Source organism: Streptomyces sp. M-16 (genome assembly GCF_052114405.1).
Taxonomy (GTDB): domain Bacteria; phylum Actinomycetota; class Actinomycetes; order Streptomycetales; family Streptomycetaceae; genus Streptomyces.
In genome coordinates this window covers 1-559 of the sequence record NZ_JBFRER010000328.1, presented here as the reverse complement: position 1 = coordinate 559, position 559 = coordinate 1, and the positions used below count along the sequence as shown (strand labels likewise).

Below are 559 nucleotides of genomic sequence, written 5' to 3'. Positions count from 1 at the left end.
TCCGAGGCGGTGCACATCTTCCGTGAGGTGGCGGGCGAGTTCGAGAAGCCGGTGATCCTGTTCTCCGGCGGCAAGGACTCCATCGTCATGCTGCACCTGGCGCTGAAGGCCTTCGCGCCCGCGCCGGTCCCCTTCACGCTGCTGCACGTGGACACCGGCCACAACTTCCCCGAGGTCCTGGCCTACCGCGACCGCGCCGTCGCCCGGCACGGACTGCGCCTGCACGTGGCCTCCGTCCAGGAGTACATCGACGCCGGCAAGCTCCGCGAGCGCCCCGACGGCRYCCGCAACCCGCTGCAGACCGTCCCGCTGACCGAGGCGATCCAGCAGCTGAGGTTCGACGCCGTCTTCGGCGGCGGCCGCCGCGACGAGGAGAAGGCCCGCGCCAAGGAACGCGTCTTCTCCCTGCGCGACGAGTTCTCCCAGTGGGACCCCCGCCGCCAGCGCCCCGAGCTGTGGCAGCTCTACAACGGCCGCCACGCCCCCGGCGAGCACGTCCGCGTCTTCCCGCTCTCCAACTGGACCGAGCTCGACGTCTGGCAGTACATCGCCCGCGAGG

1 protein-coding gene is annotated in these 559 nt (G+C 71.3%); it reads left to right on the top strand.

Annotation, left to right across the window (positions count from 1 at the left end):
* Positions 1-559: sulfate adenylyltransferase subunit CysD (cysD, locus tag AB4039_RS42395; RefSeq protein WP_442273331.1), on the top strand; the 559-nt coding region annotated here is incomplete at both ends.